Source organism: Sulfitobacter dubius, from assembly GCF_900113435.1.
GTDB classification, from domain to species: Bacteria; Pseudomonadota; Alphaproteobacteria; order Rhodobacterales; family Rhodobacteraceae; genus Sulfitobacter; species Sulfitobacter dubius.
Genome location: NZ_FOPG01000003.1, coordinates 55,764 through 75,508, shown reverse-complemented (window position 1 = coordinate 75,508; position 19,745 = coordinate 55,764). Strand labels below are relative to the sequence as shown.

General features: G+C 60.9%; 18 protein-coding genes. 7 read left to right on the top strand and 11 right to left on the bottom strand.

The genetic code is table 11. The features are described from left to right. Positions 1-4: 4 nt before the first annotated feature. Positions 5-442 carry a universal stress protein gene (locus BM229_RS12800; protein WP_093928047.1) on the bottom strand — a complete coding sequence of 146 codons (438 nt, stop codon included), beginning with the start codon at positions 440-442 and terminating at the stop codon, positions 5-7. A gap of 354 nt (positions 443-796) precedes the next feature. Between BM229_RS12800 and ettA the strand changes: the two genes are divergently transcribed. Continuing rightward, the gene (gene ettA, locus BM229_RS12795) at positions 797-2,452 is read left to right on the top strand and encodes an energy-dependent translational throttle protein EttA (RefSeq protein ID WP_093928046.1); all 1,656 of its coding nucleotides are present in this window, start codon (positions 797-799) and stop codon (positions 2,450-2,452) included. Between the two features lie 169 nt (positions 2,453-2,621). On the opposite strand, the gene BM229_RS12790 is transcribed toward ettA, so the two are convergent. After that, the gene (locus BM229_RS12790) at positions 2,622-3,599 is read right to left on the bottom strand and encodes a response regulator (RefSeq protein ID WP_243261489.1); all 978 of its coding nucleotides are present in this window, start codon (positions 3,597-3,599) and stop codon (positions 2,622-2,624) included. Positions 3,600-3,974: 375 nt separating this feature from the next. On the opposite strand from BM229_RS12790, the gene BM229_RS12785 reads away from it, so the two are divergent. Beyond that, positions 3,975-4,181 carry a cold-shock protein gene (locus tag BM229_RS12785; protein WP_007117950.1) on the top strand — a complete coding sequence of 69 codons (207 nt, stop codon included), beginning with the start codon at positions 3,975-3,977 and terminating at the stop codon, positions 4,179-4,181. Positions 4,182-4,324: 143 nt separating this feature from the next. After that, on the top strand, positions 4,325-4,876 hold the full coding sequence (locus tag BM229_RS12780; RefSeq protein ID WP_093928044.1) for a L,D-transpeptidase: 552 nt from the start codon (positions 4,325-4,327) through the stop codon (positions 4,874-4,876). Positions 4,877-5,108: 232 nt separating this feature from the next. On the opposite strand, the gene BM229_RS12775 is transcribed toward BM229_RS12780, so the two are convergent. From BM229_RS12775 to BM229_RS12750, 6 genes are all read right to left on the bottom strand, one after another. Beyond that, complete coding sequence (locus tag BM229_RS12775) at positions 5,109-6,089, bottom strand: ABC transporter substrate-binding protein (protein ID WP_093928604.1); 981 nt, start codon at positions 6,087-6,089, stop codon at positions 5,109-5,111. Between the two features lie 29 nt (positions 6,090-6,118). Continuing rightward, entirely contained in the window at positions 6,119-6,958 is an 840-nt protein-coding gene (locus BM229_RS12770; protein ID WP_093928603.1) for an ABC transporter permease, read from the bottom strand. Then, complete coding sequence (locus BM229_RS12765) at positions 6,958-7,818, bottom strand: ABC transporter permease (RefSeq protein ID WP_208604080.1); 861 nt, start codon at positions 7,816-7,818, stop codon at positions 6,958-6,960. The genes BM229_RS12770 and BM229_RS12765 overlap by 1 nt, the downstream gene beginning before the upstream one ends. Next, positions 7,818-8,603: an ABC transporter ATP-binding protein gene (locus BM229_RS12760; protein WP_093928042.1), complete on the bottom strand. Its 786-nt coding sequence runs from the start codon at positions 8,601-8,603 to the stop codon at positions 7,818-7,820. The genes BM229_RS12765 and BM229_RS12760 overlap by 1 nt, the downstream gene beginning before the upstream one ends. 74 nt (positions 8,604-8,677) lie before the next feature. Beyond that, positions 8,678-10,138: a dihydropyrimidinase gene (gene hydA, locus BM229_RS12755; protein WP_093928041.1), complete on the bottom strand. Its 1,461-nt coding sequence runs from the start codon at positions 10,136-10,138 to the stop codon at positions 8,678-8,680. 73 nt (positions 10,139-10,211) lie between these two features. Beyond that, positions 10,212-11,462, bottom strand: a complete 1,251-nt coding sequence (locus BM229_RS12750; RefSeq protein WP_093928040.1) for a Zn-dependent hydrolase — start codon at positions 11,460-11,462, stop codon at positions 10,212-10,214. Positions 11,463-11,618: 156 nt separating this feature from the next. Between BM229_RS12750 and BM229_RS12745 the strand changes: the two genes are divergently transcribed. Then, positions 11,619-12,257 (top strand): TetR family transcriptional regulator C-terminal domain-containing protein, encoded by a 639-nt coding sequence (locus BM229_RS12745; RefSeq protein WP_093928039.1) that lies wholly within the window; start codon positions 11,619-11,621, stop codon positions 12,255-12,257. A gap of 321 nt (positions 12,258-12,578) precedes the next feature. Here the strand turns inward: BM229_RS12745 and preA are convergent, their stop codons facing one another. Both preA and BM229_RS12730 read right to left on the bottom strand, forming a co-directional pair. Further along, positions 12,579-13,892 carry an NAD-dependent dihydropyrimidine dehydrogenase subunit PreA gene (preA, locus tag BM229_RS12735; protein WP_093928037.1) on the bottom strand — a complete coding sequence of 438 codons (1,314 nt, stop codon included), beginning with the start codon at positions 13,890-13,892 and terminating at the stop codon, positions 12,579-12,581. Positions 13,893-13,917: 25 nt separating this feature from the next. Further along, a complete protein-coding gene (locus BM229_RS12730; RefSeq protein WP_093928036.1) occupies positions 13,918-15,249 on the bottom strand; it encodes an NAD(P)-dependent oxidoreductase in 1,332 nt (443 codons plus the stop codon). A 331-nt stretch (positions 15,250-15,580) separates the two neighbouring features. Here BM229_RS12730 and BM229_RS12725 point away from each other — a divergent pair, with 331 nt between their 5' ends. Then, complete coding sequence (locus BM229_RS12725; RefSeq protein WP_067623368.1) at positions 15,581-15,787, top strand: cold-shock protein; 207 nt, start codon at positions 15,581-15,583, stop codon at positions 15,785-15,787. A 49-nt stretch (positions 15,788-15,836) separates the two neighbouring features. Here BM229_RS12725 and BM229_RS12720 read toward each other — a convergent pair whose 3' ends face one another. Further along, complete coding sequence (locus tag BM229_RS12720) at positions 15,837-16,493, bottom strand: arylesterase (protein ID WP_093928035.1); 657 nt, start codon at positions 16,491-16,493, stop codon at positions 15,837-15,839. Positions 16,494-16,542: 49 nt separating this feature from the next. Between BM229_RS12720 and BM229_RS12715 the strand changes: the two genes are divergently transcribed. Both BM229_RS12715 and BM229_RS12710 read left to right on the top strand, forming a co-directional pair. After that, a complete protein-coding gene (locus BM229_RS12715; protein ID WP_093928034.1) occupies positions 16,543-17,211 on the top strand; it encodes an ABC transporter ATP-binding protein in 669 nt (222 codons plus the stop codon). Further along, entirely contained in the window at positions 17,208-19,739 is a 2,532-nt protein-coding gene (locus BM229_RS12710) for an ABC transporter permease (protein ID WP_093928033.1), read from the top strand. The genes BM229_RS12715 and BM229_RS12710 overlap by 4 nt, the downstream gene beginning before the upstream one ends. Positions 19,740-19,745: the final 6 nt, after the last annotated feature.

The window sequence follows — 19,745 nt, the reverse complement described above, 5'->3', positions numbered from 1 at the left end:
CCTTTCAGGGAATGATCGTGACCGGCACACTGGAGCCTGCGACCAACCGGCCCGTCACCCCACCAAAGAGCCGCTTGAGACCCCGCTCACCGACGCGGCCAACAACGATCTGAATCGCTCCGCGCTTTTTGGCGACACCTTCAAGGATATCGGCCACGTCGCCGTGCCGCACGATGCCCTCAACCTCGATGCCCGAGGCTTTGGCGTCTGCCACCGCCGGATCAAGCACCACGTCATGGGCGCGCTGCAACTCCTGCTCGCGCCGCATATGGCGCTGCTCGTTCTCTTCCTTGGTCTGAAAGGTGAAAGGCGACCATTCGATCACAAAGCAAACCGTGATCGAACAATCCCCGATCTGTTTGGCCTGAGCCTGAGCAAAGGCCAAAGCACGCGCGCCGGCCTCTGACCCGTCCAGACCCACAACGATTGTGGATTTTGACATGAGTAATTCCCTGTTGCTGTGCTGAAAGTCGACGCCCGCGAAAGGTGAACTCCGCTCTCAGTCTTCCTACTCTGCGCTGGCCAGAAATCGCCGCCCAATCGCAGATTGTAGAAATGTTAGCGCGAAAACCGCAGAAAAGTCGACTGAATTTCGCTGTCTGGCTTTGCAGATCGCCCGCCAAACCATTGTAAAACCGTCCAATCGCCCTCTGCCCTGCGTCATGGGGTCAACCACAGGGCAGATTTCGCAAGGCTCCGCCGGGCGATTGGCTCAGGATATACAGAGTGTTTGATATTGCCCCGCACGGACGATATTGCACTGCAAACCCCAAATCGCGTTTCGAGGATTCTCCAAATGGCTGCCTATCAATACGTCTATCACATGTCCGGCGTCTCCAAGACCTATCCCGGGGGCAAGAAGACATTCGAAAACATCCACCTGAACTTCCTGCCCGGCGTGAAGATCGGTGTCGTTGGCGTCAACGGCGCGGGTAAATCCACCCTGCTCAAGATTATGGCCGGGCTCGACAAGGATTTCACTGGCGAAGCATGGGCCGCCGAAGGCGCCAAGGTCGGCTACCTGCCGCAGGAACCCAAGCTCGACCCGACCAAGACCGTGCGCGAGAACGTCATGGAAGGCGTGGCCGAGAAGAAGGCCATTCTGGACCGCTACAATGAACTGGCGATGAACTACAGCGACGAGACCGCTGAAGAGATGGCCAAGCTGCAAGACGACATCGACGCCCAAGACCTGTGGGACCTCGACAGTCAGATCGATGTGTCGATGGAAGCTCTGCGCTGCCCGCCCGATGACGCGATGCCGGAAAACCTCTCGGGCGGTGAAGCGCGCCGCGTGGCGCTGTGCAAACTGCTGCTCGAAGCGCCCGACATGCTGCTGCTCGATGAACCGACCAACCACCTCGACGCGGAAACCATCGCGTGGCTGCAACAGCACCTGATCGACTACAAGGGCACGATCCTTGCCGTCACCCACGACCGTTACTTCCTTGATGACATTACCAGCTGGATTCTCGAATTGGACCGTGGCCGCGGCATCCCCTATGAGGGCAACTACTCCGACTGGCTGGAGCAAAAGGCCAAACGCCTGAGCCAAGAGGCCCGCGAGGACAAATCCAAGCAAAAGACGCTTGAGCGCGAACTTGAGTGGATGCGCCAAGGTGCCAAAGCCCGTCAGGCGAAATCCAAAGCGCGTATCGCCGCCTATAACGAAATGGCCGAAACTTCCGAGCGCGAAAAACTCAGCCGCGCCCAGATTGTCATCCCCAATGGCCCGCGCCTTGGCAACAAGGTGATCGAGGTCGAGGGTCTGAAGAAGCACATGGGCGATAAGCAGTTGATCGACGGGCTCGATTTCTCGCTGCCGCCCGGCGGTATCGTTGGTGTGATTGGCCCCAACGGCGCGGGTAAATCGACGCTGTTCAAAATGCTCACCGGGCATGAAACACCGGACGAAGGCACCATCGAATACGGTGATACGGTCGATCTCAGCTATGTCGACCAAAGCCGCGATGATCTGAACCACGACGACACCGTTTGGCAGGCGATCACCGGCGGGGCCGAGATCATCAAGCTGGGTGACGCCGAGGTGAACTCCCGCGCCTATTGCTCGTCGTTCAACTTTAAGGGCGGCGACCAGCAAAAGAAAGTTGGTCTGCTGTCGGGCGGTGAACGTAACCGCGTACACATGGCGCGTCTGCTCAAAGAAGGCGGCAACGTGCTGCTGCTCGATGAACCGACCAACGATCTTGACGTCGAAACCCTCCGTGCGCTCGAAGATGCGCTGGTCGATTTCGCGGGCTGTGCCGTGGTGATTTCGCACGACCGCTTTTTCCTTGACCGTATTTGTACCCATATCATGGCCTTCGAAGGCGAAGCGCATGTGGAATGGTTCGAAGGCAACTTCGACGATTACGAAGAAGACAAAAAGCGCCGTCTGGGTGCCGATGCGCTTGAGCCCAAGCGCCTGAAGCACAAAAAATTCGCGCGCTAAACAGCGCGACTGGCATGAGAAAGGGGCGACGGTTGACCGTCGCCCCTTTTTTTGTGCGTTATATGTTGGCCTACCAACCTAGGGCACTACAGGCATCCCCCGTTCCCCCAACGCAAAAGCCCGCCCGCAAAGCGGACGGGCCTAGCATCCCTGAGAACGAGCAGAGCCCTCAGCGATCGTCGTCGATTGCGGTTTCCAACTGGGCAAAGAGATTGTCTTCGTCGTGCCGTGCCAGACCATGGAGCGGGTCCCAGCTTTGCAGATATTCGCGCAGCTTGTTGCTGGCGGAAAGGCCCGACCAGAGGCGCTGCTCGGTCACGGAATGCACCTGCAACGACGGGGCCAGCCCACCGTTCATGCCTTTGCCATCCCAACTGCTCTCCAAATGCTCAAGCATCCGCTCGGCCATGGTGGCGGTGTTCAAACGTGCGCGGCTCATCACCACACCGATGAAACGGCCACTGCCTGCATAGGCCAGATGAAAACGCATACCTTCCAGCGAATGAACCGACGCACGGGCCACCTGTTCCATTTGACGGCGGAAGGCAGGTGCCTTGACCGCGCGATAGATACCGCGCGCGCCCTCAACAGAGATAGAGAACAGGCTCATCGAGAAACAACCGCTGGGCAGCCGCAGCAGGTAATTCTCCAACGCGGAAACATTGCTACAGGACGAAACATCAAGCTCAAAATCTTCGTCAAAGCGGATCTTCATCATCTGCGCCAGCTCGGACAGCGTATGTTGCGCCTCACGTTCCCGCAAAAGCGAGGCATTCAACATGCTTGCAGCATTGATCCGCGCGCTCAGCTCAACCCCGTCCAGCGGTTTGCACAGGAAATCCGTCGCCCCCGCATCAAAGGCCCGCTGCATCATCGCAGGCTCTTTGCTGGCGGTGATCATAATGATCGGCACAGCCCGATAGGATGGCACATCGCGGATCATCTCACACAGGCTGATCCCGTTGATGCCCGGCATCATGATGTCCAACAGGAAGGAGTCGAACGGCTGGTTGCTCTGCTGCATGATTTCAAGCGCATCTTCCGAGCTTTCGCAGCAGGTCAGCTCGTAATTGTCATTTTCAGTCAGACATCCCGTAAGGAGGTCAAGGATGACCGGGTCATCGTCTACAGCAAGGATACGCATCATGTCTCATTACTCCGCATGAGGGGGCGCTGGCAGGCGCTCTTGGGGCTTTCCGGCAGAAAACCACCTAGTCCGGGCAGCAATGAGACGGGTTTTAGGCAAACTCGAGACGGGCATTTTCAACCTATTCCCAATAAAATATGGAGATCATGAAATTTCGTGGCAGGAATTTGCCGATAACTGAGACGCTTTTACCGCCATTACAGCCAGATACGTGTTGCCCCTTGAACGAATCCCCTCCCAATGCAATATAGGCAGTGCAGACGTTATCTTTTTCGACCCACTGTCTCCCTCATACGGCGCTCAGTCTATCGATCCAGACCAACAACGCCGGGCCATCGCACTTAAGCGGATGGCATAAATATGGAGACTACGGATATGGCCACTGGCACCGTAAAATGGTTCAACACAACTAAAGGCTTCGGCTTTATTGCTCCCGATGGCGGCAGCAAAGACGTTTTCGTTCACATTTCCGCTGTTGAGCGCGCTGGCCTGACCGGCCTGGCCGACAACCAGAAAGTGACCTTCGACATCGAAGCAGGCCGTGACGGCCGCGAGTCCGCGACAAACATCGCGCTGGCCTAATGGCCGGGGGCTTCGGCCCTGACCCAAGAATTTTAACCGACCTGCTGGCGACGGCAGGTCGGTTTTTTTATGTCCAGCCTTGCTAAAATATGCCTCCGTGGCAAGATGCACGACAAAACAGTGATCCCAAAATGGAGCCTGCCATGCGCCGCCGTACATTTCTGACCAGCACCGTGGCAGCCGCCACCCTCCCCCTCATGGCGCAGGCCCGCACCGCCGCCTATGATCCAAAGCCGCAGATCGTACCGGTTAAGAGCCAATATGCGCCGGGCCAGTTACTGATCCTACCGCGCAGCCATTACCTTTATTTCGTGACGGCCCCCGGTCAGGCGATGCGCTATGGCGTGGGTGTCGGCAAGGCAGGACTAGAGTTCACAGGCACGGCGACCATTGACGTGAAAAAAGAATGGCCCACATGGCGGCCGACCAATGAAATGATCGAGCGCGAGCCGCAGGCCTACAAACGCTTCATCGGCAATACCGACGCCCAGCCCGGCGGCCCCGGCAACCCACTCGGCGCGCGGGCGCTTTATCTGTTCCAGAACGGGCGAGACACATACTTCCGCATTCACGGCACAACGCAGCCGAACTCAATCGGGCGTTCGGTCTCCAACGGTTGTATTCGCATGTTGAACGAACATGTGGTCGATCTGTACCAACGCGTGCCGATTGGGACGAAGGTTACCGTGCTGTAAGGCATCCGGTCCGGAAACAAGCCGCAGGCGTCGGGCCATCGCCTGCCCGCCCCCCGGGTAGGCGATATCGTCAAGCTCGGCGTGACTTTGCGAAGGCGCGTCAAGGTTGAGCCATAAAGTGGCACGATGCAACGTTGGACCGCCGACCCGCGAGCAGGCGCTGACCCTCCGTGCAAACAAGAAAGGGGCCAGCGCAAAGCGCGGGCCCCCTCCATTTCAAGAGCATTCAAATTTACTGAAGCGCTTTGTCGGTGATGTCGTGGGTCCAAGCCCCCTCAGGCGCTTTGGTGATCATCCCACCTTCCATGGTGATTTCCGCGCTCCGGTCAAAGGCCGCTTCGTCCAAGCGCCCATCGCTGCCCTCGGTCAGCTTGGCGATCTCGCCCATCATGCGGGTCTGGTGCTTTTCAGTCTGCGCGCCGGTCTGGTCATTCTCCAACACGATTTCGGCGGCTTCTTCGACATTTTCCTCGGCGTATTTCCAGCCCTTCATCGAGGCCCGCACGAAACGCGCCAGCTTGTCGACCATCTCAGGGTCCGCAAGGCTCTCTTCGGTGGTATAAAGACCATCTTCCAGCGTCGAAATGCCCTCGTCCTCATATTTGAAGACCACCAAATCTTCAGGCGTCAGCCCAGCGTCGATCACCTGCCAATATTCGTTGTAGGTCATGGTGGTGGCGCATTCGACCTGCTTTTGCAGCAGCGGGTCGACGTTGAAGTTGATCTTTTGGATGGTCACACCACCGTCCGAGCCATCAGTCGAATAGCCCAGCTTGCCCATCCAGCTTAGCAGCGGAATCTCATTGCCAAAGAACCATGTACCGAGCGTGTTGCCGGGGAAGTCTTCGGGGCTCTCGATACCGTGCTCTTTCAGGCAGGTCAGCATCAGGCCAGATTTCGCGAAGGGCTGCGCGATGTTCACAATCGGTGCGCCCTTTTCCCGCGCAGCCAATGCCGAGGGCAGCCAATCAACCATCACATCCGCACCACCACCCAGCAGCACCTGAACCGGCGCGATATCGGGACCGCCCGGCTTGATCGTAACGTTCAACCCTTCTTCCTCATAGAACCCTTTGTCCTTGGCCACATAGTAGCCCCCGAACTGAGCCTGCGTGACCCATTTAAGTTGCAAGGTCAGGTCATCCGCCGCCTGCGCCATCCCGCCCCAAAGGCCCAAGGCGACCCCTGCGGTAATCTTCGTGATATTCTTCATCATTATTCTCCCTCTTGGTTGGTCGTTGTTCAGCTTCGTTGACTGGGGTGCCAGAAGGTCACCCGGCCCTCGACCAGGGCCATAATACCATAGAACGCCGATCCGGCGATCGCCGCCACGACAATCTCGGCCCAGACGAGGTCTAGGGCAAGCTGTCCGACCGAAGTAGAGATGCGGAACCCCATGCCAAGCACCGGAGAGCCGAAAAATTCAGCAACAATGGCCCCGATCAGCGCCAGCGTGGTGCCGATCTTCAACCCGTTGAAGACAAAGGGCATCGCCGCAGGCAACCGCAGTTTCAGCAGCGTTCGCCAATAGCCTGCCGCATAGGTGCGCATCAAGTCGCGCTGCATGGCGTCGCTGGCCTGCAACCCCTGCACCGTGTTCACCAGCATCGGAAAGAACACCATGACCACGACAATCGCCGCCTTGGATTGCCAACCAAAACCGAACCACATCACCATGATCGGTGCCATGCCGATGATCGGCAGGGCCGCGACGAAATTGCCCACGGGCAGCAACCCGCGTTGCAGGAAAGGAAAGCGGTCAATCGCCAGCGCCGTCAGGAACGCCGCGCCGCAGCCGATGATATAACCACTCAGCGCGCCTTTGATGACGGTCTGCACAAAGTCGACCCAGAGGATATCCAGCGACGTTGCAAACCGCGCAGCAATCACCGAAGGCGCAGGCAGCAGGACTTGGTTGATGTCAAAGCCCCGCACCACGCCTTCCCAGACGGCGATGAGCGTCAGGCCGAAGACAATCGGAGAAGCGAGCGCCGCCCAGCGGGACGGCTTCTGCCGCGCCAGCCAGACGTTAATTGACAGACCGACCAGCCAAGCGACGATGGCGAAAAGAACCCAGCCCATCATGCCATCCCCATCCGTTTTAGGGTGACCCGCTGGATCAACCCGATCAGCCCAACCATCACCGCCGCCAAGGCCGCCGCCATGATAAGCGCGCTCCAGATCTGGACGGTCTGACCGTAGTAGCTACCCGCCAGCAACCGCGCCCCAAGACCCGCGACCGCCCCCGTCGGCATCTCACCGACAATGGCACCAACGAGAGAGGCCGCGACCCCCACTTTCAGCGAGGTGAAGAAATACGGCATCGAAGACGGTAACCGCAGTTTCCAAAAGGTCTGCCAACCGCTCGCGTGCCAAGTGCGCATCTGGTCCAACTGCATCTGATCCGGGCTGCGCAGCCCTTTGACCATGCCCACGACCATCGGGAAGAACGACAGATACATGCTGATGATCGCCTTGGGCAGCAGGCCCGAGAGGCCCACGGCATTCAGCACCACGATGATCATCGGCGCGATGGCGAGAATCGGAATGGTCTGACTGGCGATCACCCAAGGCATCACCGACATATCCATCGTGCGGTTAAACACGATGCCGACTGCCAGCAGCGTGCCAAGCGCTGTGCCCATGACAAAGCCAAGGAAGGTCGCGCTGAACGTGACCCATGTGTGATAGACCAGCGAGCGTTTCGACGTGACCTTCTTCATCACCGTGGTCTCCCACAGTTCGGCCCCCACCTGATGCGGTGCGGGCAGCTTGGGCTTGTCCTGCGACCACGTATCGGCCACCAATTCCGAGAATGTCAGCGTCTTGTCCGCCCGCGCCGCCACGTCCCGCGCCCACTGCGCGTTGAGCGCGACAGCAGCGCCATACCAAACGACAATCAACAGCCCCACGACCGTAAGAACCGGGATAATGTTACGCATCAATCGTCCCCATGCCCGGCGCGCAGCCCCTCACGGACGCGATGCGCGACCTCAAGGAATTCTGGCGTTTCGCGGATTTCCAAGGGCCGTTCGCGCGGCAGCGGGCTTTCGATCACATCGGCGATCCTGCCGGGGCGCGGGCTCATCACAACGATCTTGGTCGACAGATAGACCGCTTCGGGGATCGAGTGGGTGACGAAGGCAATGGTCTTTTCCGTCCGCGCCCAGAGCTTCAGCAGTTGCTCGTTGAGATGGTCGCGCACGATTTCATCCAACGCGCCAAAGGGTTCGTCCATCAGCAAGATATCGGCGTCGAACGACAGCGCCCGCGCGATGGAGGCGCGCTGCTGCATCCCGCCCGAAAGCTGCCAAGGGAATTTCTTTTCAAACCCGCTGAGTTCCACCAGTTCCAGCACGCGCCGCACCCGCTCGGCCTGCTCTGCGCGGGGGATGCCCATGATCTCAAGCGGCAGGCGGATGTTGCCGCCAATGGTGCGCCACGGGTACAGCCCCGCCGCCTGAAAGACGTAGCCGTAAGCCCGGGATTTGCGCGCCTCCTCAGGCGAGACACCGTTAATTGTCACGGTGCCGCCCGTAGGCTGCTCAAGGTCGGCCATCACCCGCAGAAAGGTCGTCTTCCCGCAGCCCGAGGGGCCGATAAAGCTGACGAAATCTCCCTTGTGGATCTCAAGATTCACGTCTTTCAACGCATGGACCGGCCCGTCATTGGTTTGAAAGGTCAGGTCAAGATTGCTGGCGCTGATCACGCTCTGGCTGTCATTCACGTATTTTACTTCCCTGTTGGTCGGCCGCTTTTAGCGCGGCACTTTACCTGATTGTCGTGGCGGTTTTACATCGCTCAGATCCCCGCCGGAATGTTCAGCGGATCGCGCTTGATCATCTTTGGGCTGTTGAGCTCCTTCCACTTGCTGAGCGCGACATTGGCGCTTGGGAAGGCTGGGCGCGGCACGAAACGCCCACGACCGGGTTGCGGCTGGCTGTTTTGACCCCAGGCCCAGATCACCTCGCCACGGCTTAGCGTATAGCGGCTCTGCGCCTTGACCTCGAAGCCCTCAAAGACGTTGTAATCAAGGATGGAATGGTGGTTCGCTGGGCTGATTGTCTTGGTGATTTTCGGATCCCACACCACGATATCGGCATCGGCCCCTTCAACGATCGCGCCCTTCTGCGGATAGATGTTGAGGATCTTGGCGATATTGGTTGAGGTCGCGGCGACGAATTCATTGGGCGTAAGCCGCCCCGTCTCTACCCCTTCGGTCCAAAGCACGGCCAGACGCTCTTCCAGCCCGTTCGAGCCGTTGGGAATGATCCGGAAATCATCGCGGCCTGCCCGCTTCTGCTCGGTGCTGAACGCCGCGTGATCCGTCGCCACCACCTGCAAACTGCCCGCCTGCAACCCGGCCCAAAGGCTGTCTTGGTGATCCTTGCTGCGGAAAGGCGGTGACATGACGCGCCGCGCGGCATGGTCCCAATCCTTGTTGAAATACTCCGACTCATCCAGCGTCAGGAACTGGATCAACGGCTCGCCGTAAACCCGCATCCCCTTTTGACGCGCCCGGCGGATCGCCTCATGGGTCTGCTCGCAGGAGACATGCACGATATAAAGCGGCACGCCCGCCGTGTCCGCGATGGTGATGGCGCGGTTGGCGGCCTCGCCCTCCAACTCAGGCGGGCGGGAATAGGCGTGGCCCTCTGGCCCGGTGATGCCCTGATCGAAATACTTCTGCTGCAACTCGGCCACCAGATCGCCGTTCTCGGCATGAACCATCGGCAACGCGCCCAGTTCCGCACAGCGTTTGAACGAGGCGAACATCTCATCATCCTCAATCATCAGCGCGCCCTTGTAGGCCATGAAGTGCTTGAAGCTGTTCACCCCCATGTCGACCGCGTCTTTCATCTCGTTAAAGACGTTTTCGTCCCAGCCGGTGACCGCCATATGATAACCGATATCGCTGCAAATCTGCGGCGCCGACTTGCGGTGCCATTCGTTGATCGCGTTCTTGATGCTGCCATCGGCGCCGGGCAGACAGAAGTCCACCACCATCGTGGTGCCGCCCACCGCCGCGGCCCATGTGCCGCTCTCAAAGGTCTCAGCCGCCGTAGTGCCCATAAAGGGCATCTCCAGATGCGTATGCGGATCGATCCCGCCGGGGATCACATAGGCCCCCTCGGCGTCGATATATTCGTCACCCTTCAGGTCTTCGCCGATCTGCTTGATCTTCTCGCCCTCAATCAGGACATCGGCTTTCCATGTGCGATCCGCCGTGCAGACCATGCCACCCTTGATTACCTTGCTCATCGTCTTCTCCCCATCTTTTCTGGCAATTCACGTCGGGGGGCCGGGGCAGCACCCCAGACCTCCGCCCGCGTGTTCAGGCCTCTATTTCCGCCGTCTCCAGCACCGCATGGAGCAGCACATCCGCCCCCGCCTTGGCCCACTCCTTGGTGATCTCCTCGGCCTCGTTATGGCTCAGACCATCGACACAGGGGCACATCACCATCGCCGTGGGCGCCACCCGGTTGATCCAGCAGGCGTCATGCCCCGCCCCCGAAATCAGGTTCATATGGCTGTAGCCCAACCGCTCGGCGGCGTTGCGCACAGCCGTCACGCAGCCCTCGTCAAAAGCCACGGGATCAAATCCGCCGACCTTTTCGAATTCGATCTGCACATCCATATCGTCGGCGATCTTTTGACCTTCTTCGCGCAGGCGGGCCTCCATATCCTCGATCACTGACAACTCAGGCGACCGGAAATCGACGGTAAAGACCGTCTTGCCCGGAATCACGTTGCGCGAATTTGGGTAGACTTCGATATGGCCCGCCGCCCCCACCGCATGGGGCGTATGGCTGAGCGCGATCTCGTTCACCTTTTCCAGCACGCGCGCCATGCCCAGCCCCGCATCGCGGCGCATCGGCATCGGGGTGGAACCGGTGTGGCTGTCCTTGCCGGTGATCGTCATTTGGGTCCAGCTCAGCCCCTGCCCGTGGGTGACAACGCCGATATCCTTGCCCTCGACCTCTAGGATCGGGCCCTGTTCGATGTGCAGTTCAAAGAAGGCATGCATCTTGCGCGCGCCTACTTCCTCGTCGCCTTTCCAGCCGATGCGCCGCAACTCATCGCCAAAGCTCTTGCCCTCGGCGTCGGTGCGCGCGTAGGCCCAGTCCTGCGTGTGGATGCCAGCAAAAACCCCCGACGACAGCATCGCGGGGGCGTAACGGGTGCCTTCTTCGTTGGTGAAGTTGGTCACGACGATCGGGTGTTTGGTCTTGATCCCCAGATCGTTCATCGTGCGGATGATTTCCAACCCGCCGAGTACGCCGAGGATGCCATCGTATTTCCCGCCCGTCGGCTGGGTGTCGAGGTGGCTGCCCACATAGACCGGCAGCGCATCGGGGTCGGTGCCGTCCCGCTGGGCGAACATATTGCCCATCTGGTCGAGCCCCATGGTACAGCCCGCCTCTTCGCACCACTTCTGGAACAGGGCGCGGCCTTCGGCGTCTTCGTCCGTTAGCGTCTGGCGGTTGTTGCCCCCCGCCACGCCGGGGCCGATCTTGGCCATTTCCATCAAGGAATCCCACAGACGGTCGGGATCAATCTTGAGGTTCTCTCCGGGCGCGGGCATAGGTCACTCCTCTGTCATCGGCTTGGGCCGTGTTGTTTTTTTACCATTTGGTAAATCCACGATTGCGATTAGGTTAGGCTCTGTCAAGAACTGGTTTGAAACAACCCACCGCCGACCCGGCAAACGCCTTTTTTAGCAGCACCAAGGATCATTGCCTTGCCCGAAAGCACCGCCAAGAAACCCAGCCGCATCCAACGACGCAACCGCCGGGTGATTCTGGATGCCGCGCTCGAAGTCTTTTCCAAACATGGCTACCGGGGTGCCACGCTGGATCAGATCGCCGCCGAGGCTGGGCTGAGCAAACCGAATATTCTCTATTACTTCAATGGCAAAGAAGACATTCACGTCACTTTGCTGTCGCAGCTTATGGAAACATGGCTTGACCCGCTGGTGGAACTTGACCCCGAAGGCGACCCCCGGCGCGAGATTTTGGATTATGTCGAGCGCAAGCTAACCATGTCGCGCGAACTGCCGCGCGAGAGCCGCCTTTTCGCCAATGAAATCCTGCAAGGCGCGCCCCGGATCGAGCCGGAGTTGCACAGCCATCTCAAACCCCTGTTCGACGAGAAATGCGCCGTGATCGCGGGCTGGGTGGCGGCGGGCAAACTGCCCCCACTGGACCCGCAGCACCTGATATTCTCGATCTGGGCCACAACGCAGCACTACGCGGATTTCGAGGCGCAGGCGCAAATCTTGCTCGGTCCCGAGGCCGATCCCCGCCCCCGCGCGCAGGCGCATCTTCAGGCGATGTTCGGCGCGCTTTTGGACCTGCCGGAGCCATTGGCAAACCGTTAACCATGGCCTCCGGAGATGGACCGCTTTTAATTCCCCAATAACATTTCTGCCGCAGTCTGCCTGCGGGTGTGGGCTCCTCAGTAATTTGAGGGGCAGTGATGAATGTAGGCGATTTTAATGGCGCAGGGTCTGCGCGAAATGCGAAGGGTTCTGATGAAGCGGCGAGCGCGCGACCGATCCCGCGCGAACAGATAGCGCGGGATGCGGCCATGGCAGTGATTGCGGCGCAGCGCGATCTGGCACGGACGGTCCCGCAGCCATCAACCGAAACCGCCGCCCCGTCGCGGAGAAACTCCTGAACGCGGGGCGGCGGGTCTTGTCTTACTCTGCCGGTTCGACCGCATGGACTGACGGGTTATTGGGGTGCGTGGTCCAATTGGCATAGTCCGGCGCCACCGTCTTGCCCGTGCGCAGGTCGGTGGCACCAACGGCCAATTCTTCCATCGAAATACAGTCTTCGACCGGGCACACATTGACGCAAAGGTTGCAGGCCACGCATTCCTCTTCGATCACGGTGAAGGTGCGGTCCTCGGACATGGCGATGGCTTGGTGGCTGGTGTCCTCGCAAGCCGCAAAGCAGCGTCCACAGGAAATGCAGAGATCCTGATCGATCTTCGCCTTGGCGACGTAGTTCAGGTTCAGCTGGTTCCAGTCGGTGACATTCGGCACCGCGCGGCCCACAAGCTCATCGACCGATGTCATGCCCTTCTCGTCCATATACTCCGACAGGCCCGAGATCATCTCTTGGACAACCTTGAAACCATAGGTCATCGCCGCCGTGCAGACCTGCACGTTGCCCGCGCCGAGGGCCAGAAACTCCGCCGCGTCGCGCCATGTGGTGACCCCGCCAATGCCGCTGATCGGCAGGCCGTGGGTCTCGGGGTTACGGGCGATTTCGGCCACCATATTGAGCGCGATGGGCTTCACCGCCGGGCCGCAATAGCCGCCGTGGGTGCCCTTGCCGTCAATCATCGGCTCGGGCGCAAAGAGGTCCAGATCGACCGAGGTGATCGAGTTGATCGTGTTGATCAGGCTCACCGCATCCGCACCACCGCGTTTGGCGGCCTCGGCGGGGTAGAGCACATTGGTGATGTTCGGCGTCAGCTTCACGATCACCGGCATCCGCGTGTACATCTTGCACCAGCGGGTGACCATTTCGATGTATTCCGGCACCTGCCCCACGGCCGATCCCATGCCGCGCTCGGCCATGCCATGCGGGCAGCCGAAGTTCAGCTCAATCCCGTCGGCGCCGGTCTCCTCCACATGCGGCAGGATCGCTTTCCACGCTTCCTCCTCGCAAGGCACCATGATCGACGCGATCAGCGCCCGATCAGGATAGTCGCGCTTGACCGCCTTCATCTCGCGCAGGTTTACCTCCAGCGGGCGGTCGGTGATGAGCTCAATGTTGTTCAGCCCCAGCAAACGCCGGTCGGCCCCATAGATCGCGCCATAGCGCGGGCCGTTGACGTTAACCACCGGCGGGCCTTCCATGCCGAGGGTTTTCCAGACCACCCCGCCCCAGCCCGCCTCATAGGCGCGGCGCACGTTGTATTCCTTATCCGTCGGCGGGGCGGAGGCCAGCCAGAACGGGTTGGGGGATTTGATCCCGATGAATTCGCTTCTCAGATCAGCCATGTTATGTCTCCCTCTCGGCGCGGCCTCAGCCCGCCGCCCCCATCAATGTGGTGTGAATGTCCATCGCGGCATCGCGGCCCTCGGCCACGGCGGTCACCGTCAGGTCATCACCACCGCTGGCGCAATCGCCCCCGGCCCAAACACCGTCGAGGCTGGTGCGCCCGGTGCCGTCGACCTTGATCTTGCGCCCGTCGAGTTCGGGCAGCCCCTCGCCCAACAGCGTTTGACCGATGGCCTTGAACACCTGATCGGCTTGCAAGCGCAGGGTCTGGCCTGTGCCCTTCATCGCCTCATCGACATATTCAAACTCGATCTCGCGCACCGAGCCATTGCCATGTACCGCGATCGGCACCGCATGGGTCACGATCCGCACCCCCTTGGAGGCCGCGAGGTCTTGCTCGAACACACTCGCGTTCATCCGGTCCCGCCCACGGCGGTAGACCAGCGTCACGTTCAGCGCGCCCAGCAGTTTCGCCTGCACCGCCGCATCCACCGCTGTCATTCCGCCGCCGATGACCACCACGTCGCGGCCAATCGGCACGCCTGACATGTCGCCCGACTGGCGCAGTTCCGAGATGAAATCGACCGCATTGGCGACCCCGGCCTTATCCTCGCCTTCGGCCCCAAGCGCATTGACGCCCACCAGCCCCATGCCGAGGAAAACCGCGTCATAGTCGGTCTTCAATTCCTCAAGCGTGACATCCCGCCCCACGGCGACCTCATGGCGGAAGGAAATCCCACCGATTTGCATCAGCCAATCCACCTCGGCCTGCGCAAAGCCGTTCGGCGTTTTGTAAGCAGCGATGCCATATTCGTTAAGCCCGCCGGGCTTGGGCCGCGCGTCGATGATCTCAACATCGTGGCCCAGCATCGCCAGACGGTGCGCACAGGACAGGCCCGCCGGGCCTGCGCCGACGACGGCAACGCGCTTGCCCGTAGGGGCCGCACGCTCAAACGGATGTTTGCCCTGTTGTTGCAGATGGTCCGTCGCATAGCGCTGCAACTGGCCGATCAATACCGGCTTGCCCTCGGCCACTTCGCGCACGCAGACTTCCTCGCAGAGCGTTTCGGTCGGGCAGACCCGTGCGCACATGCCGCCAAGGATGTTCTGGCTCAGGATCGTCTTGGCCGCCGCATCCGGCGTGCCAGTGGCGATCTGGCGGATGAACAGCGGAATGTCGATGTCCGTCGGACAGGCCGTCATGCAGGGCGCGTCGTGGCAAAAGTAGCACCGATCCGCCGCGACCAGCGCCTCATGTTCATCCAAAGGCGGATGCAGGTCCGAAAACCCCTCGTTGTAGTTCTGCGGCGCCAGCCGCCCCGGAACGATCCCCGGCTCAAAGACATCATGTGCCATATCAAAATCCCTGTCGTTTTCTTGGTGTTTTGAAAATGCTCACATGGAATCATTTTTTTATCAACTGGTAAATTTTTGAAAATGAGCCTTTCTGCACAAACCCCGCAGCACTGCCAGTTTTGTAACAGGCAGGTTATATTTCATGGGCGCTTCCTTGCTCGGAGCCTAAGCGCCCGTAAAAATCCTTGATTTTAAAAATAGGGGTTCCAATATCACAACTGCGACGCGAAGACTTTTCGACCCGGCTGCCCTAAGGCTCCAGCGATCACGAATTCGACCGAGCCGCGCTGCCGCATGTTGCGGGCAGATCAGACAGAGGGAGACACGGGTCATGGCTACTGGCACCGTAAAATGGTTTAACACGACAAAAGGCTACGGCTTCATCGCGCCCGATAGCGGCGGCAAAGACATTTTCGTTCATATTTCCGCTGTTGAACGCGCAGGCCTCACCGGGCTGGCCGACAATCAAAAGGTCACCTTTGATGTCGAAGCAGGCCGCGATGGCCGCGAAAGCGCGAGCAACATCGCACTGGCCTGACCGGGCCACTGTTTAGGGTTGAAACGGACGCTGCGGCGTCCGTTTTTTGTTAGGGCTTATCGGCGACTTGCTCGGCAAGCTTGGCGACCGAGGGACCGATATCTTTTACGATCAACGCCACACCTTCGGTATTGGGATGGATGCCATCGCCTTGGAAATACCGGCGGATCGTCTCGCTTCGCGCCGAAGCCGCCCCCGCTTCTTCAGCAAGAAGCCCGGTAAAGAAGTCAGGGTAGAGCAGCGTCTCATGCTCTTCGGCCAATTCAGGGTACAGCCCTTCGAAATCCGCTTTGTACTCCGCTCCATAGTTTCCCGGCGCCGACATACCGACCAGCAACACCTCAACCTCCGCATTTTTGGCCGCAGTCAGGATACCGTCGATATTGCCGCGCGCCTGCGCCGGGTCCAGCCCGCGCAGCATGTCGTTCCCGCCCAGAGTCACGATCATCGCGTCAACCTCAGGCGTCAGTGTCCAATCAACCCGCGCAAGGCCGCCCGCTGTCGTGTCGCCCGAAACGCCCGCGTTCACGACCGTCGCTTCGACACCTTCGGCGTCCAGCCATGCCTGCAATTGCGGAACAAAACCTTCCCCGGCAGGCAAGCCATAGCCTTGGGTCAGGCTATCGCCAAGAGCCGCGATCACCACCTCCTCGGCCTGTGCAGCGTTGCCTAAAATAAAGGCAAAACAGATCAATACCTTGCGCATCCTTCGCGGACCTCCATATCCAACTGATACTCAGAACAAAGGCGGCCTGATGAGCAACCCTGTCTATGACCTTCAAGATGTCACGCTAAGCCTCAAGGGCAATGCCGGGACCGTCGATATCCTGCGCGGCATTTCGCTGCAGGTCCAGCAGGGCGAGAGCATTGCGCTAACCGGCGCCTCGGGGTCGGGCAAATCCTCGCTTCTGATGGTCATGGGCGGGCTAGAGCGTGCCACGGGCGGCAAGGTTGTGGCCCTCGGCCATGATCTCAGCGCGCTGCGTGAAGATGGTTTGGCCCAGTTTCGGCAAGGGCGCATGGGGATCGTCTTTCAGTCTTTCCACCTTATCCCCACCATGACCGCGCTTGAGAATGTCGCCACGCCGCTGGAGCTTTCGGGGGCGGACGACGCCTTTGACCGCGCCCGGGCCGAGCTTGAGGCCGTGGGGCTGGGCCACCGGATCGACCAATATCCCGCACAGATGTCGGGCGGCGAGCAACAGCGCGTGGCGTTGGCCCGCGCCGCAGCACCGCGCCCGGCCATTCTGTTGGCGGATGAACCGACAGGGAGCCTCGACAGCCGCAACGGGGCCGCGATCATGGACCTGCTGTTTGAGTTGCGCGACCGCCATGGTGCAACGCTGGTGCTGGTGACCCATGCCGATGATCTGGCGCAACGCTGCGACCGGGTGGTGCAACTGGCCGACGGGCGCATCGTATGAGCCTACGTCTTGCCGCCCGTTTCGCCCGCCGGGAAATGCGCGGCGGCCTGCGCGGCTTTCGCCTGCTGCTGGCCTGTCTTGCGCTCGGCGTGGCCGCGCTGGCCGCTGTCGGGACCGTCCGCGCGGCGATTGAAGCAGGGTTGGAAGCCGAAGGAGCCGCACTTTTGGGCGGCGATGCCGAGCTTGATTTCACCTATCGTTTTGCCAGTGCGGATGAGCGTGACTGGATGGCCGCACGGGCGACGCGCGTGTCCGAGATTGTCGAATTCCGTTCAATGGCCGTGAAAGGCCAAGGCGACACATCCGAGCGCGCGCTGACGCAGGTCAAAGCTGTTGATGATCTCTATCCGCTGATTGGGCAGATGGTACTGGACCCCGCCATGCCCCTTGCCGACGCCCTTGGGCCTGACGCCACGGGCCTGCCCGGCGCGGTGATGGAGCGTGCGCTGGCCGACCGCCTCGCACTCGTTCCCGGTGATACTTTCGCTCTTGGTGAGGCTGAATTCACCCTCTCTGCTCTGATCCAACGCGAACCGGATTCCGCCGCCAGCGGCTTTTCTCTCGGCCCGCGCACGCTGGTTCTGCGCGATGCACTCGAAGGGTCGGGGCTGCTGGCTTCTGGTACGCTGTTCAACAGCAAATACAGACTAGAGCTGCCCGAGGGCACCGCCCTTGACCCGCTCGAGGCCGAGGCGAAAGAGCGCTTTGCCGATGCCGGGATGCGCTGGACCGATGCACGCAACGGCGCGCCCGGCGTGGCGCGGTTTGTCGAACGGCTCAGCGCGTTTCTGGTGCTGGTGGGGCTTTCCGGGCTGGCGGTTGGAGGCGTCGGTGTGGCCGCAGCTGTGCGCGCCTATCTGCAACGCAAGACCGCCGTGATCGCCACGTTCCGCGCAATGGGGGCAACGCGGGCGACGATCTTTCAGACCTATTTCATCCAAGTGGGTATACTGGCCGTGATGGGCGTGGCGCTTGGCCTGCTGATCGGCGCAGGACTGCCGCTGCTGCTGTCGCCGCTGATCGAGGCCAGCTTGCCCCTGCCCGCCCGTTTCGCAATCTATCCCATGCCCCTGATCGAAGCCGCGCTCTATGGCCTCCTAACTGCCGCGCTCTTCACCCTTTGGCCGCTTGCCCGCAGCGCTGACGTGCGTGCCGCGACCCTGTTCCGCGACGGCTGGCAGCGCCAATCGCCCTGGCCTGCTGTGCCCTATCTCATCGCCATTGCCGCGCTTTTGGCGGCGCTGCTGGCGCTCGCGAGCTGGTTCAACGGGTCATGGTCCCTCACGCTTTGGACACTTGGCGGGCTGGCCGCGACGCTGGCCGTTCTGGCGCTCGCCGCTGCCCTGTTGCGCCTGATTTCCCGCGCCGCGGCCCGACGCGCACGCGGGCATCCGCGGCTGCGGTGGGCGCTGGCCGCGATTGGCGGGCCGGGCGAAGGGGCCACGGCAGTCGTGCTGGCGCTCGGCCTCGGCCTGTCGGTTCTCGCCGCTGTCGGACAGATTGATGGCAACCTGCGCCGCGCGATTGCGGGCAACCTGCCGGATGTGGCGCCTTCCTACTTTTTCGTCGATATCCAGAAGGATCAAATGCCGGGATACACCGCACGGCTGGAAGGCGATCCGGCGGTCTCGCGCATCGAAAGCGCGCCGATGCTGCGCGGGGTTATAACCGAGATCAATGGCCGCCCTGCCCGCGAAGTCGCGGGCGATCATTGGGTCGTGCGTGGTGACAGGGGCGTGACCTATGCCGCTCTGCCGGGCGAAGACACGCGGATCACCGAAGGCGAATGGTGGCCCGAAGATTACAACGGCCCGCCGCTCATCAGCTTTGCCGCCGAAGAGGCCGAAGAGATCGGGGTGGAGTTGGGTGACACTCTTACTGTCAACATCCTTGGCCGCGACATCACCGGCACGATCACCAGCTTCCGCGAGGTCGATTTCTCCACCGCCGGGATCGGTTTTGTACTGACGATGAATCCCGCTGCCCTATCGGGTGCACCGCATAGCTTCATCTCAACCGTCTATGCCGAGCCTGAGGCCGAAGCGGCGATCCTGCGTGACCTTGCCGGCGAGTATCCCAACATCACCGCGATCCGGGTGCGGGACGCCATCGACCGCGTGGCAGCGGTGCTTGCCGGGCTGGCCTCGGCCATCTCCTTTGGCGCACTGGCGACGCTCGCTACCGGCTTCATGGTGCTGATCGGCGCAGCAGCAGCGGGCACCGGGGCGCGCAGTTATGAGGCGGCGCTGCTCAAGACCATGGGCGCATCACGCCGAGCCATCGCCACCAGCTTTGTGCTGCGGGCGGGCTTGCTCGGTCTCTTTGCCGGTGCGGTGGCGCTGCTGGCCGGGATCACCGGGGGCTGGGCGGTAAGTCATTATGTCATGGAGACCGATTTCGCCGTGGTCTGGCCCAATGCGCTGATGATCATCGCGGGCGGCGTGTTGGCGACGGTACTGGCGGGCTTGGGCTTTGCGCTGAAGGCGCTGAACGCGCGCCCCGCGGATATGCTAAGGGCGCAGGAATGAACCCGC

What these genes read in the sequence shown, in the direction of transcription:
- BM229_RS12800 (WP_093928047.1), bottom strand. Translation starts at nt 442, where the DNA reads ATGTCAAAATCCACAATCGTTGTGGGTCTGGACGGGTCAGAGGCCGGC.
- ettA (WP_093928046.1), top strand. Translation starts at nt 797, where the DNA reads ATGGCTGCCTATCAATACGTCTATCACATGTCCGGCGTCTCCAAGACC.
- BM229_RS12790 (WP_243261489.1), bottom strand. Translation starts at nt 3,599, where the DNA reads ATGATGCGTATCCTTGCTGTAGACGATGACCCGGTCATCCTTGACCTC.
- BM229_RS12785 (WP_007117950.1), top strand. Translation starts at nt 3,975, where the DNA reads ATGGCCACTGGCACCGTAAAATGGTTCAACACAACTAAAGGCTTCGGC.
- BM229_RS12780 (WP_093928044.1), top strand. Translation starts at nt 4,325, where the DNA reads ATGCGCCGCCGTACATTTCTGACCAGCACCGTGGCAGCCGCCACCCTC.
- BM229_RS12775 (WP_093928604.1), bottom strand. Translation starts at nt 6,089, where the DNA reads ATGAAGAATATCACGAAGATTACCGCAGGGGTCGCCTTGGGCCTTTGG.
- BM229_RS12770 (WP_093928603.1), bottom strand. Translation starts at nt 6,958, where the DNA reads ATGGGCTGGGTTCTTTTCGCCATCGTCGCTTGGCTGGTCGGTCTGTCA.
- BM229_RS12765 (WP_208604080.1), bottom strand. Translation starts at nt 7,818, where the DNA reads ATGCGTAACATTATCCCGGTTCTTACGGTCGTGGGGCTGTTGATTGTC.
- hydA (WP_093928041.1), bottom strand. Translation starts at nt 10,138, where the DNA reads ATGAGCAAGGTAATCAAGGGTGGCATGGTCTGCACGGCGGATCGCACA.
- BM229_RS12750 (WP_093928040.1), bottom strand. Translation starts at nt 11,462, where the DNA reads ATGCCCGCGCCCGGAGAGAACCTCAAGATTGATCCCGACCGTCTGTGG.
- preA (WP_093928037.1), bottom strand. Translation starts at nt 13,892, where the DNA reads ATGGCTGATCTGAGAAGCGAATTCATCGGGATCAAATCCCCCAACCCG.
- BM229_RS12730 (WP_093928036.1), bottom strand. Translation starts at nt 15,249, where the DNA reads ATGGCACATGATGTCTTTGAGCCGGGGATCGTTCCGGGGCGGCTGGCG.
- BM229_RS12725 (WP_067623368.1), top strand. Translation starts at nt 15,581, where the DNA reads ATGGCTACTGGCACCGTAAAATGGTTTAACACGACAAAAGGCTACGGC.
- BM229_RS12720 (WP_093928035.1), bottom strand. Translation starts at nt 16,493, where the DNA reads ATGCGCAAGGTATTGATCTGTTTTGCCTTTATTTTAGGCAACGCTGCA.
- BM229_RS12715 (WP_093928034.1), top strand. Translation starts at nt 16,543, where the DNA reads ATGAGCAACCCTGTCTATGACCTTCAAGATGTCACGCTAAGCCTCAAG.
- BM229_RS12710 (WP_093928033.1), top strand. Translation starts at nt 17,208, where the DNA reads ATGAGCCTACGTCTTGCCGCCCGTTTCGCCCGCCGGGAAATGCGCGGC.